Genomic DNA, 15,115 nt, shown 5'->3' on the forward strand with positions numbered 1-15,115 from the left:
CCAAAACTCGATAGTGACTATTTTCTCTATTGTGAACATCTAGTTATCCCCACCTTGTGAAGATATTTTAAAAGCTTAAAGTCTTCAGTTTTTTTAATTCAGGAGACTTTAAGATGAACAAACGTAGCGAGCAAGAATGGTTGTCATTATTTAAACAACACGATGAAAGTGGTTTAACGGCAGCCGCTTTTTGTCGAGAGAATCGATTGTGTGCCAAATACTTCAGCAAGCGGAAGCTGGATTTAAACTGGAAAGCCGAGCGGCTCCAAGGTACTCAGTCATTTATCCGAGTGAATCGTCCCAAGTCAAGACCGACACAGATTGAAATGAAAGTTGGAGAGCTGCAATTGAGTTTACCCGATTCAGTAGAGGCCAACTGGTTAGCGAAGCTTGTTAAGGCATTAGTATGAAATCCGCAACCGATTTCGAGTTGATTTATCTGCATCGAGACCCGGTGGATTTTCGCAAATCAATAAACGGTTTAACGGTGATAGTGGAGCAGGAGATGGCACTCTCACCTTTCAGTGAAGCGCTATTCGTTTTTTGCAATAAAGCGAGAGATAAACTCAAAGTGCTTTACTGGGATAACACCGGTTTTGCCTTATGGTATAAACGTCTGGAAAAAGAGAAATTCAAGTGGCCGAAAAAACATTCTCAGGCCATGATGGCTTTAACCGAGCAACAGTGGTGTTGGTTATTATCCGGGCTAGATATTAGTCGAATGCAAGGCCATCAAGCTATCACATTTGAAAGGGTCCGTTGATCAAAAAAATCAACCGCTGATCGTCAATTAGGTTACCGGGCCGTCAACTCTGTTAGACTGTCGGCCATGAAACACTCACCAGATATTTTCCCTGATGATATGGCAGCGCTCAAAGCGCTGCTTCTGACCGAGCGTGAGAAAAATAAACAGCTCATGGCTCAAAATCAGTATTTATTAGAACAATTTCGTCTGGCGCAACACAAGCGATTTGGTCAAAGCAGTGAAGCTCACGAAGAACAGTTAGACTTATTTAATGAAGCGGAGCAAATTGCTGATGAGGGTATTGAGCCAGAAAAAGAGAGTATCAGTTACACTCGCAATAAACCCAAACGAAAGCCGCTCCCGCAAGATTTACCGCGAGAAGTGATTATTCATGACATAGCTGATGAAGAAAAAGTTTGTGATTGTTGTGGTGGTGAGCTTCACCGAATGGGTGAAGATAAAAGTGAGCAGTTAGAATTTATTCCAGCGAGCATTAAAGTGATTGAACATGTTCGCCCTAAATATAGTTGCCGGACTTGTGAGAAAAAAGAAACGCAAGTTAGCATCAAACAAGCGGCCGTACCAGTCAGTCCCATTCCGAAGAGTATGGCCACGCCTTCCTTGTTGAGTCAGGTGATAACCAGCAAGTACCAGTATAGCCTGCCGCTTTATCGACAAGAGCTACTCTTTGTGCAACACGGTGTTGAACTTAACCGCAAAACTCTGAGTGAATGGATGTTAAAGTGTGCTGAATTGTTTAAACCCATTATTGAACGTTGGCATGAATTGATGTTACAACAACCCGTCATCCAGGCAGATGAGACGACATTGAATGTGATTAGTGAGGATAAAGTTAAATGCTATATGTGGCTTTACTGCACAGGCTCTGACTCGCCTCAAGATAATGGGATACCGAATATGGTGTTGTTTGACTATCAAGCCAGTCGTCGTGGGCAGTGCGCTGTTGATTTTTTGCAGGACTTTAAAGGCTATTTGCAAGCGGATGGCTATGCGGGCTATGAACAAACCCAAGCCAAACTCGTGGGCTGTTGGGCCCATGCTAGACGTAAGTTTATTGAGGCAGAAAAAGTCCAGGGAAAAAATAAAACCGGTAAAGCTAACTGGGCCATTAGCCACATCAAAAAGCTGTATCGGATTGAAACGCAAATCAAGGCACTATCGTCCGATGAAAAATTGAATCAGCGGCAGGAAAAAGCTCTGCCGCTACTCAATCAGTTTAAAACGTGGCTGGATAAATCTGCCCTACAAGTCCCACCGAAATCCGCGATAGGCAAAGCCATTGCTTACAGTTTGAATCAATGGCCCAAACTCATTCGCTACACTGAAGATGGCCAACTGAATATTGATAACAACCGGGCTGAGCGGGCTATTAAACCGCTGGTCATTGGGCGTAAAAACTGGCTATTTGCCAATACCGCCAGAGGCGCACAAGCCAGTGCAACACTTTACAGTCTGATTGAAACCGCTAAAGCGAATGGACTCATTCCATTTGATTATCTGAACTATCTGCTGACTGAGTTACCGAGAGCGACCACCAACATTGAAGCATTAATGCCTTGGAATTTTAACAATAGATAAAATCGCTAGGTGGAATTAGCAGACGCTTACTCTCTATTTATATTTTTCATTCTTAATCCCTTACTCAATGATATTGCCAGCGGAATCTGATTCAGATACAGGAGAACCTAACAAATCAGTATGAATATAACGGCTAACTTTGGGGACTCTTATAATAATTCCAGTAGGACTTATATAAGCAATACTGACTTCATTCGTCGTCGTGTTGGTTAAAATAATTCCATCCTCGGTAATTTCAATATCATAGGTTGCCGCAGACCAATCTACCCCTAAATAACCATTATTTAATGTTTGTTTTAGATTACCTTCATGAGTTAAAACATATGAAGTTGCACCTCTGGTTTTTCCTTGCAATATAATTTCATCATAGCCATCTTCATCCAAATCACCTATCGTCACTTTAAACTGCTTAGGATCTGCATCGAACGGAAACTCGACAAAAGAAGCATTATTACTTGAATCCCACGAAACAATCGCATTTCTTACTTTAGTAAAAATGGTGATTGGTATAATAATTTCACTATGTATTAAAACAATTTCTTTTGCTCCTAATAGTAAAAGTTCATCGCCGGGATTATCATTAAAATTACCCGAGTAGGCGCTGTATTCCTCTGCACTCCAATCTTCAATAGCTGAAATATCAGGGTGCGCAGTTGTCCAATTAATATGAAAATTATTAACATTAAATCCCTCTAACGGACTAATAGAAGATAACTCACCTTTAATTAATGCCTGATTAAACACATCCAGATTACCATCACCATTAAAGTCACCTTCAACCTGATTAGTTGATTGACTTAACGCCCCACCAGATAAAGTCATATGTAAACTAGTATGATTTCCAAAATTAGAACAAGACCAGTTGTGTGTATTACAAGCCTGCACTCTGACGTCATATACACCATCGGTAGAAACCGAAAATATAGTATTTAATTGCGCAACAGAATTCACAGCACTTGTCCAACTCCCACCATTTAAACGCTTTTGAATATTATAATAAGTCGCTCTTTGCGCTGCTGGCCAACTGACACTGACCAAACCATCAGCGTTATACTGCAAGGTAGGCACAAAAGGGGGTGCCGGTTTTAACCTAACTTCTAAATTATTACCTGGTAAACGAGGCTCTCCACACCCACCTTCATTGCAAGCCAATACTTGGTATTTATAAATACCGCTACTGTCATGCGTCACATTGATACTTTTTGCTGAAGTCAGGGCCACTTGCGTATATGAACTGGCATCATTAAGCAGACGCCGTAATAAGTATTGAGAAACGATTCCAGTTGAAGCCCCCCAACTGATATTAATAACACTATCACTTGATGATGTAGGTACAGTTAAACTGGCAGGCATACCAGGTTTATTAATCACAGCAGTATTGCTGCTGCTTCCATAATCGGAACAAGACCAAGCATGCTCATTACAGGCTTGAACACGGAAAGCATAAGTTCCGTCAGCCAAGCTGTTATAAGTTTTATTGAGCGAAGTCTGATTAGTATCGATAGTTGCCCAACTACCATTATTAAGTTTTTGTTGTATGTTATAGTAAGTTGCATGGGTTACAGCAGACCAATTAATAGCGATACTGCCTGTATACGACTTATTAGGAGCAGAAGGCGCAGATGGTGTTGCAGGCTTTAATGCTACGGTTATTCCACCACTGTTTATTCCGCCACTACACACGACTCCAAAAGGGCTTGGGTTACAGGCAAAGACCTGATAAACATACTGGCCATCTTCTGCTACAGCTATATCCAAATATTTATTAGGGTTTAAACTTTCTTGAATAAATGTATATGCCCCACCATTTTTAGATTGTTTAACTTGATAACCCATGGGATAACCTTCATGCTCCCAAGTTAACTGATAGTTTCCAGATGTAGAAGTCGATGCAGGTAACGCAACATTCGTAGGAGGAGCAGGAGGCTCAACATTATTCTGGCAATTAGGTCCTGGACAACCTTGTTCATCAACACCACTTGCCAAAGTAGAAATAATTGACAAAAAGCTAACAAACAAAGCACGGGAAATAATTTTGATATATGGAGTATAACAAAGCATTAAATTAGTCCTTTTAACTACAATATATTTCTTTATGACACAAATTTTTACACACAGCGCTTCAATGCAGAACATTCAATAATGTAATCTGCAACAACTATTCAGTAGGAATTAGCATAAGGTGATTGCTAAAAAATATTAGAAAAATTCACTCTCTTGACGTGAGTCCCTTAAACAACTTTCCAATAAACCGTATAAAGCAAAAAAACTCAAGAGACAATAATATCGAATAAATATTATCTGTCTATATGTATTACTTTTAGTTTTATCAAAATTTCTTTCAATCAAATACTCAGCAATTACTCATCAGTTTAACTACTAACAGGCTCAAATTATGAGACATAACAAAATAAAAAAATAATAATATTCGGACAATCAATAGTAATATTTGGACAATTTTATAGATGTTAAGGGGTTATAAGTTCAAAGCCATCTAAAAAACTGTTTTTTAATAAAAAATCAAAAGTATAAAAACAAAAATTAAAATCAATTTGTTCTGTCCTGCCCTCATTGATTCGTACAGTTTTATTTTAGCTCGGTATTATTTCAACGTTTAATTCTTTTAAAAGTATCAAAAGCTTTTCGTAAACATCATTTTCTCCATTTCTTATGAAACCATCTTTTGAAAATTTCGAATTCTTCCAAAATAACTTTAGTGGTGTTTTCACTCCTAAATTACAACTTAAACAATCGTCAAGCCCCCCTAAATCCCTTCCCATATAACCTCCTGGTCCAAAAACAGCTTCTCCAAAAGCACATAAAAAGCTTGTTAGGCTATCAACCGACTCGCCATCAATTTCTACTTTTGTATTTTGAATCAAAGTACGCTTTCTTCTAAGATCAAACAATGTAACTTGTAACCAAGCAGCTTTATCACTTGGGCTTAATCCAATCCATTCGCCATACTTCAATGGAAAGTATTTTCTTCTTTCATTCCAGATTGAAATAGAACCTGGCAAAACGGAGGGTAATCCATTCCCCCTAAGAATAACTTCCAGCAAGTTTAAATTGTAAAAAAAGCAAACCTCTCCAGCCACTCCATCTAAATTAGCAATTATGTTGCCTTCAAGATCGCAGACGCAGATAAGAACATCACAATAGCCTATCGTTTTCTTAATATTACTTTTTTCATGTAAAACCCCACCTAATAATTTAACTTCGCGATGTTCGAGATTTTTAGTATTTTCCTCAAGCCCTTCTGCTGCACAAAAAGCGCCTACAGGCTCATCTCTCTCAGAGCCAATATATAATAAATACATAAATCCACCTTCTAGTGCCATTTTCACTTTACACCCTGCTTAGCTTTCAATAAACACTAAGGCTTCTACTGCTAACTAATGCAACATACCCTTTTCGCCGACACATATAAAAAATCAACAGTAAAAAATAAAAACTCATTGAGCCACCGCCAGAAGATCCTGTTGGTGTTTGAGGTTCTACTTTTGGTTGATAGGTTACTACTGAATTAGGTGAAGGTTGGCTTTTTCCTGGCTGAGCCAACTGATAACGATAAGCAAATTCTTCGTTTACGTTTTTGCTTTCACTGGTCACCGAAATAGCTAACCAAACGGTATTAGCACTATTAGTTGAGACAGAAAAACCAGCTATTTTTCCATCTTGCAATGTCAGAGGAATATATTCAAAACCATCAGCTCTAGAAATAACTAATGTCACTTTCCAATCACTAGCATTTCCATTTGAACCTTCAATATTTCCTTCAAAACCAACTTCAAGTTCATTGATTTCATTCAATTGCAATTTAATATAATTAGCAGCCCAACGTCGCGGTAATGTTTTTTGTGGGGCGCTATGCCATTGGTTATCAAGTTTATATAACGTATGAGCGACTTTTTCATCAGGAAAATGCTTTCTTTGCTCGGCAAGCGCAGCATGATAAGTATTTTGTGCAGGATAGTCCCATTCACTATTTCGCGCGATAAATGAGGCAAACAGCGCTTTAAGTTGAAGTCCGTAATTATTCAAGGTAAAAACTTCCAATTCTTCTAAAGCATCTTTCTGTTCCGTTTGCATAGCTAATGGCTTCAAGTGTTCCATAAAGCGACGGACAAAATTCGGATCACCAGTTTTTTCAATTAAATGATCAAACAATAAATAGGTTCCATATTGATGTCCAGACAATAAATAATAATCATCGCCAGCACGAGATGGGCTGATGTGATCTAAGCTGTATTGTGGATAAAAAGCATATTGTGCCAAGGCGTTAACAGCTAAGGTTTCGTGCTCTTCCCAAACAATTGGAACAGACCAATTAGCCAGTGCTTCACCTAACCAACCAATCCCTCTCATAGCATCGGAACGAATCAGTCCGTAGCTAGACTGAATGGTATGAAAAAACTCATGAGTAGCCCCCAAAAAAACCTTTTCTTTCCCCAATGCTTCTTTGTTCAAAATAAATGCCTCATGCTCTTGTTTATCGAGTATAGCAAGTCCACCTTGCTCATCATTATATGGCACTTGACCCGTTCCAGAAATGTACACATTCAACTTGTAGTTTTGCATTGTAAGCGGACGTTCAAAGTTCATTTCTTCAATCATTCGAACCCATGTATACTCAAGAGTTTCTAATAATGACATGGCATCAGAAACTAAAACCCCCTCTCCCCAATAAATAACAAACTTTTCACTTTCAACAAAATTTTCTATTTGGTAAGGATTTCTCCTTTCCAAAGGCTCAGAAGCAGCTATAGAAGAATAAAAAGCAATAATACAAATAAACACCCCAAATCGAACTAGCTTACCAAAACTCATAAAGATTCCTGTTTTTAAAAGAGACAACAACCAATCCATTGTAAGTATCGAGCATTGAAACTCAAAAATTCAGGCTAATTTATCACTAATTTTTAACTAATCGTAACTATCATAGCCACAAATCATAGCAGCGATGAATTACAGATTTAATTTTTTTTGATATCTATCAGGCTGGACGATGTACAAACTCAATTCTTATTCCGCTTGGCTCTCTAATCATCATATGCTTATGAGGACCTTTACCCGACAACTCTGGAGCAAATTCAATATCGATATTTGATAACTTTTTAAGTTTGTCATATAGCTTGTCGAGTTCGTCGAAACTCGGAACACCAATAGCTAAATGGTGTAGCCCAATATTATTCTTGCGATCAAACTTAACCGCTTCGAAAGAATTCTCTGCCGCCCAAAGGGTAAGCTTTGTTTGACCGTTAGAAATAAATTTTGCCGGGTATTCAGGTAGCTCACCAATAACATTCCAGCCTAGCGTGTTCGTAAAAAATTCAACGGTTTCATCTAAATGGCTAACCGTGAGACCAACATGATCTATACCAAGCGTTTCAACTGAGTTCGACTGCTTCATTTTTGGATTTTCCTTGAGTGATTGATTAGTGCTAATGCCTTAAACTGCAATTTATTTACTGCTAAGTTATGTTAATTGTTGTACCCGCGTTTACAGAGTAAATTCAGCCCAGCAAACACCTACAAATACTGTAGGACCAAGGTTGGGTTAGTTTTCATTCAACAGAAGTTTCATTGGTTGGAGCATTAAAGACTCTCCTTCTCGTAATATTTCTAGCGGACCAGCATTTTGAAACCCCGCAGATTGATACAATTTAATCGCAGAAAAATTAGTCGTCGTTACACTAAGTAAAATAGCTTTTAAGCGGTATTTTTTAGCCCAATTAATAATTTGCTCCAACAGCAATTTACCAACACCTAGACCACGAGCTTTTGGAGAAACCCACATTTGATAAACATGTGCCGAATTTTCATTGTGATGGCGAGCCAGTCCCCAAGCCAAACCAACAGCGGTTCCGTTAAGTTCAGCAACTAGCGGTAAAGCCAATATTTCCCGCTGCTTTAAATCAAGACGAGAAACCCAATCTTCATTTGTATATTTATTTTCACTCGTATAGGTTGAACCAAATGAGTCAGGAGAATCCTGTAACGACTGTAGACGTAACTCTCTATAGGTTTTCCAATCTTTCCTGGTGAGGACTTTTATTTCCAGCTTGACCATATTTTTACTTTAATGCCTGAGGTATACAGCAAACATCTATATTTCGAAAGCCATCTATTTTGATTAGTATTGATACCATCTATTGCTTATGCTTTAGCGGCTACTAAAACCCCTGTTGACACCATAATGGTTCCGGCGGTCTTATTAATAATCTTAGGAGCATTTGGTGATCTAAAAGTGTTTCTCGCTTTAACAGCCAATAAAGAATAACCAATATTTACACTTCCGAAAGCGAATGTTGCAACCAACATTATCAAACCAGTATCGTAAAGAGTGACTTCATTGATATTAATAAAAGCAGGAAAAAAGCCAATATAAAATAAAATAGCTTTTGGGTTTCCCAGTGTAATAAGAAGACCTGCTAAAAAATTAGCTATTAAAGATGAATCTTTTGGTGTTTCTATGTCTATTGAGTTCGATTTAGCACGCAAAAGCTTATAACCCAGCCAAATCAAATAAGCAGCACTCAGATATTTAATGATGAAGAAAGCGGTCCCCATAATTTCTGCTAGTGCAGTGAGCCCGAATAGCGCAAGGAGAATAAAAATATAGTCACCTAATACTATACCTGCTGTCATATATCCTCCTTGCAATGGACCAGAAGAAAAAGAGCGAACGATAACCGCAAAAACAGCTGGACCGGGAATTACGGCTAATAGAAGCATAGCTCCGAATAAAGCAAGCAGACTCTCGATTGACATAGCATCCTCCTTAAAAAATAGACTCTCGACTCATGGTAAAAATAAAACGCCAATACACCGAAAGCAAGAAAATTGAGTTGATATAAACTATCTAACCATCATCAGCCTATTCTTCTCGAATATCACCATGCATCACTGGATATCCAAAATTCATCCAGCCAAAAATACCTTCATACAAAGTCGCTGTTTTTGTATATCCCATCTCTCTCAGTTGTACGATGACACTATCGGCCGCAGCTCGAGGACAAGAGCAATAGGCAACAATTTGTACATCTTTGGGTATATCTTTCACTGTTGCTTCTAAGTCTGCATAGTAAGGTAATGGAATAGCCCCTTCTATATGCGCAGTTTGCCAAACAGAAGTAACGCGAGTATCCAATAACACCATTTTATTTTTAGCTTTTAATGCTTTATATAAATCTTCGGAAGAGACATACATATCATCAGCTAATGTAAACTTTGGGCTTTTTCCTTTTGGATTGATTATATATTGTTCAGGTGTTGGTAACTCTCGCAAGACATTCTTTTTCATTGTCCAGTTTTTGCCACGACTGCGCAAAAAGGCAGTTACATTATCAATATCAGCAGCTGATAGCTTTTTTTCAAAAGCTGGCATTGGTGTATCTTGGCGACCATGCCTTATCGCATAACGGATAAACTCATCAGTATTATGAGCTAAAGCAGACTGGTTACCTAAAGCCGGTGCTGTTATACCTTCTCCATTTTTACCATGACACTCAGCACATTCTTTCTGGTAAACCTCTCCGCCCCGTTTAACATCCCCCAATACGGCTTCAGTTGACAACTTCACCCGTTCAACACCTGACTTTTCAAATAACCAATAAGTTAAATTCCATACTTCATCTAAGGTCATTGGGCCACCGACTTCATCAAGATACCCCCCCATAGCCGTCCCTTCGCGTCCAAAAGATAGGGGTCTTAATATCGCATGAGGCACACCAGATTCAAATAAGCTTTTACTTTTAAGTGAAGGAGCATGATCATTGACATGTCCTTGTCGATCTTCACCATGACACAAAACACAATATTTTTTATAGTTAGCAGCAGCAACTTTTGCTTGCTCAACCGTTAAAGTTCTTGGAGGATCTAACTTTTCATATTCTTGCGCTATCCCTACTGATGGTATTATAACCATGGATAAAGTCATTAATGAGCTTATAAATTTTGCTATATTTACCATTTCATAACCACCAAATATTTTCTTTAAATAACTTAAATCCAGCTTAGCTTACTGGGGTAAAAATAGAGAATCAATGGCTATTAAACATTTTGTAATAATTTAGGTATGTCACAAACACCAAAGGAGCACTAAAAAGAACTCCCTTGATGTCGTAAATCGATAATCTTAGATAAAAAGTGAGGTTAAACTATCATCAATCAATTGCTGTTTTTGCACACTCGCTGAACCACTGCTCCAGAATAACCATCTGATTACAATTCAAATTCATAAATGCCAAACTCATTTAACTTTAAACGGACACTACCATTAAACTCAGGGAACAACCGACGGTAGTTTTCTTTAACCGCTAATAAATCAAATTGATTGCTAACTTGTACAACTTCTTCACAATTGTCATAGTCCAGGTGAGCAATACCAACAGAAATTTCTACGGGCTCTACATCAGGATTGGTGATAATACTATCAACATAAACACTCACATCATGAGTACCGCACCCGCCGTTTACTTCCGTTTTAACAGTTAGCATATCCCCATTAACTTCGGCTTCAACCAATTTAAATGGATCAGATAAATAGTCGGTTACAGCCAATGGAACAACTCTGACAGGTTTGCTATGAAGTGTCGCTACATTTTCTAAGTTTTCACACTCACTGGTTAAAGCCACTAAAGCATTTTGAGAATGAGCAACACAAGAGTTAGAAAAGGTTTTATATACATCGGTTTTACATGGTGTGGTCACACACACATTAACAAATGGCTTTTTGGCACAAACTGGCGCATATTCTTCTGTACAAGCTTCATTACAAACTAAATCCAACTGTGAACTTAGTGAGCAACCTTGCTCGCCAGAACTTGTTATCTCCAGTCGATATAGACCTTCGTCAACGGTTAATTCATGATTGCCATCTTTTGTGATGGTATGAGTTGAGCCATTAATCGACTCGATTAGGTCCACAGGGGCAGTTAAACCAGTTACTTTAACTATTACCTTTTGTTTACCTTTAGCAGACTCATCAGAATCACTCGAACTACAAGCAGTAAAAATTAAACAAAGTATAACGGGTGTTATCAGTTGCACTATTTTCATTGAAGCCACCTTTTGAAGGTTAGGTTTTATAGTAAAAATATACACACTTAAATGCTAACTAAGAAGTAATGAAATTAAGGAAGGTTGTGAAAAACTGTAAGCTTTTGAATAAAGCTCATATGGCTTAGAAAAAGTAAATATTGTTAACTCGTTACTTATACCCGTTCTACTTAAAAGTCGATTATTGACTAAGATAAAGCAGCAATTAATACATCAAGCTATATACTTTATTTTATTAAAATAATGTGAATATATTCCATTCAATTAAGTTCTATCTATGCGATACTAACTTTGTATATTAAATTAACTTACATGCGCTTCATGAGTTTTATTTCGTTAGGAGGCTGTAAATTTATTGAGGCAATCACGATGAAGCAATCTTGTAAAATTTTTTTTAGCATATGTGTAAGCAGCTTATCGCTAAGCGCAAGCTCACAAGCTCTGTCTTTTTGGCAAGTGCCCTCTCAACCAAAAGCAATTTACAAACCTGAAAACTCGTCCAAGCAATATGTAGGCGAAAAACACTACCGATTAGATATTTCTGGTTTAGAACAACAACTACTAATAGTTAACTCAAATAGCCTAAGTCAACCCCAAGATGCTGACAAAATTGTGACTATACCACTACCCAATGGAAAAACCGTTCGCTTTTCTTTAACTCCTTCATCAATTATGGAAAACGCATTAGCGAAGAAATATCCGTCAATTAAAACATATGTCGGTACGCAAATTGACAACCCTAACCATCAAGGGCGATTTGATATCACACCGCATGGTTTTCATGCAATGTTTAACTATCAAGAACAACGAATATTTATTGACCCAATCCATTTAGGCGATAGAGAAAGCTATCGAGTTTATGATTCAAACAAGGCCATTGATTTACAAGGTGGATTTAAAGAAAACGTAGAAGCCCTTGAAACACAACAATTATCAAAAAAAACACACGCTAATCAAAAAGTCGACTTTGGTACAGAGCTAAGAACCTACCGAATTGCCGTTAGTGCTGCCGGTGAATACACAGCTTTTCATGGTGGCACCAAGGAACTTGGACTGGCGGCAATTACCACAGCGATCAACCGAATCAACCTGGTGTATAACAAAGATGTTGCCGTCAACTTGATTTTAGTTGCTAACAATGATCAAATTATCTATACCGATGCTAGCAGCGATCCTTTTGCTAATGATGCTTCGGGTGATATATCGACTAACCAAACGGTTATTGATAATAACATTGGCTCTGCTAATTATGATATTGGTCATATTTTTAATACTGGCGGCGGTGGTTTAGCAGGTCTTGGTGTGGTTTGCGGAACTCGTAAAGCCCAGGGAGTTACTGGTAGTGGCAACCCAACTGGTGACTCATTCAATATCGACTATGTGGCTCATGAAGTTGGTCATCAGTTTGGCGGATATCATACTTTTAACGGCTCAGCATCAAGTTGCAGTGGAAACAGGAGTGGCAGCGCAGCTTTTGAACCTGGTAGCGGTTCGACAATTATGGCCTATGCTGGAATTTGTGGCAGCCAAAATGTTCAAAACTTTTCTAATGATTATTTTCATGGTTATTCTATTGAACAGTTTCGCAACTTTATCACCAATGGCAGTGGTGCTAGTTGTGGTAGCCTATCTCCCTTAAATAACCAAGTTCCTACAGCCAATGCGGGGAATGATGTCACCATTCCAGCACAAACCCCTTTCCAACTCACAGGCAGTGCTAACGATGCCGACGCTGGAGATACCGCGAATCTGACTTATATTTGGGAGCAGAGGGATCTAGGCCCAACAACATCAAGCCCTGGCGGGATGATTGATGATGGCCAACGCCCACTCTTTCGCTCTTACGAACCGACGACCAGCCCCACTAGAATTTTTCCTAAACTAAGCACAATTGTTGCTGGTAAATCTTCTGTATTTGAGGTACTACCAACAACCAACCGTGAGATGAACTTTCAACTAACGGTTAGGGATGGTCGTGGTGGTGTCGCTCAAGATATGGCTAAAGTAACGGTTGATAACAGTGCTGGTCCTTTTGTTGTCACCGAACCTTCAACAAATATTAATGCAACAGGAAGTATGACAACTAACGTTACATGGAATGTCGCCAACACCGACACAGGAACGGTTAATTGTTCTCTCGTTAATGTTGCCGTATCGGTTGATGGTGGTGTTAATTTTGAGACAATGCTCAGTAATACAGCCAATGATGGACAGGCCGATGTAACCATGCCAAACGTTGATACAGTTCAGGCCAGAGTGAAAGTTGAATGTAGTGATGAACGATTTTTTAATATTTCACCAACTAATTTTTCAATTACACAATCAGGGGTTCCATCAATCACAGGACAACAAACGCTTAGTACAGATGAAGAGCAAAATTTAACGATTACTTTAGCTGACTTAATAGTTAACGATATTGACAACAATTACCCGCAAGACTTTACATTAAACGTTATCGATGGAGATAACTATACCGTATCTGGCGCAACGATAACTCCCGATGAAGACTTCAATGGTGATTTATCCGTTCGAGTGACAGTGAACGACGGTGAGTTTGATAGTCCAGAGGCTGCAATTATTGTCACTGTTAACCCTGTTAACGACGCACCAATCATTAGCGATGCTAACAACTCTCTCGACTTCGACGAAGACACCAGTTTTGAACTCCCCATTAGTGTCGTTTCTGTCACCGATGTTGATAGCAACAGCTTTACTTTACAAATAGCTGATGGTGAAAACTACAGCTTTAATGGAACAGAAATTACCCCTAGCGCTAACTTTGAAGGCACTTTAAACATTAACCTGACAGTGAGCGATGGCGAACTCAATAGTAACCAGTTGAGTATTAGCATTAATATAACCTCCATTAATGATGCGCCCGAAGCAAATAATGACACATTAAGCGTTGCCCAAGATTCCAGCAACAATAGTTTATCCGTTTTAAACAACGACACTGATGTCGATATCGGCGATCAGCTGACGATTAATAGTGTTAATTATACGGGCTCAGGTGCTTTATCAATAGCAACAGGCGGTGGCTCTCTAAACTATGCACCCAAAGCAGGATTTTCAGGACAAGAATCGTTCACTTATACAATCCAAGACTCCGATGGTCTCCAAGCTACAGCCAGCGTAACAATTAATGTCACTCAAACAGCAAAAAGCGGCGGTGGCTCTCTATTTTATAACTTGATACTTATTCTAACCTTAATCGGATTAAGAAAATGCCAACCAAAAAAGAAGTAACAACGTTCAATAAATCTTTAATTTTAGTCGGGCTACTGTCATTAACAGTAGCCTGTAAACAAGAGAGCAAACCGACATCTGATGTTAATGCTGAACAACCAACCAGTTCTACAGAAGTAGTAGAACTCAACAAAACCTACGATCAAGAAACTCAAAATGCAATTTCACAATTACGTTGGGTTGAACAATTTGATTTAAAAAGCGAAGTAGCCAACTCAATAAAACAAAAGGACTTTCGTTTGCTCGTTATTGCTAAGAGAGGACCTAATGTTCCTGGTATTGAATTAAATCAGCAAGCATCACTCAAAAGCAGCTGTGGTGAAAAATATTTAGAAGGTATTGGTGATGTCCTGTTTGGCGATGCACACAAAAAACTTTATGATAAAGCCATTCAATTAGCATCAGAATATAATAGGCTGGTAGCACCACATTGTGAAGAAACTATTACAACAAAATAACTTT

At 38.5% G+C, this 15,115-nt stretch carries 13 protein-coding genes; 5 read left to right on the plus strand and 8 right to left on the minus strand.

The window, feature by feature from the left end:
* The first annotated feature begins 113 nt into the window (after positions 1-113).
* The 3 genes from tnpA to tnpC all read left to right on the plus strand — a co-directional run bounded on the left by tnpA (position 114) and on the right by tnpC (position 2,344).
* Entirely contained in the window at positions 114-410 is a 297-nt protein-coding gene (gene tnpA, locus ACT5E3_RS19775; RefSeq protein ID WP_444995284.1) for an IS66 family insertion sequence element accessory protein TnpA, read from the plus strand.
* Positions 407-763: an IS66 family insertion sequence element accessory protein TnpB gene (tnpB, locus tag ACT5E3_RS19780; RefSeq protein WP_444995285.1), complete on the plus strand. Its 357-nt coding sequence runs from the start codon at positions 407-409 to the stop codon at positions 761-763. Before tnpA ends, tnpB begins: the two co-directional genes overlap by 4 nt.
* A gap of 66 nt (positions 764-829) precedes the next feature.
* Positions 830-2,344, plus strand: a complete 1,515-nt coding sequence (gene tnpC / locus ACT5E3_RS19785; protein WP_444995286.1) for an IS66 family transposase — start codon at positions 830-832, stop codon at positions 2,342-2,344.
* A gap of 60 nt (positions 2,345-2,404) precedes the next feature.
* Here tnpC and ACT5E3_RS19790 read toward each other — a convergent pair whose 3' ends face one another.
* The 8 genes from ACT5E3_RS19790 to ACT5E3_RS19825 all read right to left on the minus strand — a co-directional run bounded on the left by ACT5E3_RS19790 (position 2,405) and on the right by ACT5E3_RS19825 (position 11,407).
* On the minus strand, positions 2,405-4,405 hold the full coding sequence (locus tag ACT5E3_RS19790) for a hypothetical protein (RefSeq protein ID WP_444995287.1): 2,001 nt from the start codon (positions 4,403-4,405) through the stop codon (positions 2,405-2,407).
* A gap of 530 nt (positions 4,406-4,935) precedes the next feature.
* A complete protein-coding gene (locus ACT5E3_RS19795) occupies positions 4,936-5,664 on the minus strand; it encodes a barstar family protein (protein ID WP_444995288.1) in 729 nt (242 codons plus the stop codon).
* A 46-nt stretch (positions 5,665-5,710) separates the two neighbouring features.
* Positions 5,711-7,174 (minus strand): DUF6055 domain-containing protein, encoded by a 1,464-nt coding sequence (locus tag ACT5E3_RS19800; protein ID WP_444995289.1) that lies wholly within the window; start codon positions 7,172-7,174, stop codon positions 5,711-5,713.
* Between the two features lie 166 nt (positions 7,175-7,340).
* Complete coding sequence (locus ACT5E3_RS19805; protein ID WP_444995290.1) at positions 7,341-7,757, minus strand: VOC family protein; 417 nt, start codon at positions 7,755-7,757, stop codon at positions 7,341-7,343.
* 147 nt (positions 7,758-7,904) lie between these two features.
* A complete protein-coding gene (locus tag ACT5E3_RS19810) occupies positions 7,905-8,417 on the minus strand; it encodes a GNAT family N-acetyltransferase (RefSeq protein ID WP_444995291.1) in 513 nt (170 codons plus the stop codon).
* An 86-nt stretch (positions 8,418-8,503) separates the two neighbouring features.
* A complete protein-coding gene (locus tag ACT5E3_RS19815) occupies positions 8,504-9,118 on the minus strand; it encodes a LysE family translocator (protein ID WP_444995292.1) in 615 nt (204 codons plus the stop codon).
* Between the two features lie 106 nt (positions 9,119-9,224).
* Positions 9,225-10,319: a c-type cytochrome gene (locus ACT5E3_RS19820; RefSeq protein WP_444995293.1), complete on the minus strand. Its 1,095-nt coding sequence runs from the start codon at positions 10,317-10,319 to the stop codon at positions 9,225-9,227.
* Between the two features lie 251 nt (positions 10,320-10,570).
* Positions 10,571-11,407 (minus strand): hypothetical protein, encoded by an 837-nt coding sequence (locus tag ACT5E3_RS19825; protein WP_444995294.1) that lies wholly within the window; start codon positions 11,405-11,407, stop codon positions 10,571-10,573.
* Positions 11,408-11,776: 369 nt separating this feature from the next.
* Here ACT5E3_RS19825 and ACT5E3_RS19830 point away from each other — a divergent pair, with 369 nt between their 5' ends.
* Both ACT5E3_RS19830 and ACT5E3_RS19835 read left to right on the plus strand, forming a co-directional pair.
* Complete coding sequence (locus tag ACT5E3_RS19830) at positions 11,777-14,653, plus strand: reprolysin-like metallopeptidase (RefSeq protein ID WP_444995295.1); 2,877 nt, start codon at positions 11,777-11,779, stop codon at positions 14,651-14,653.
* The gene (locus ACT5E3_RS19835; protein ID WP_444995296.1) at positions 14,632-15,111 is read left to right on the plus strand and encodes a hypothetical protein; all 480 of its coding nucleotides are present in this window, start codon (positions 14,632-14,634) and stop codon (positions 15,109-15,111) included. The genes ACT5E3_RS19830 and ACT5E3_RS19835 overlap by 22 nt, the downstream gene beginning before the upstream one ends.
* Positions 15,112-15,115 lie beyond the last annotated feature (4 nt).

It is taken from the genome of Aliikangiella litoralis (assembly GCF_052495765.1).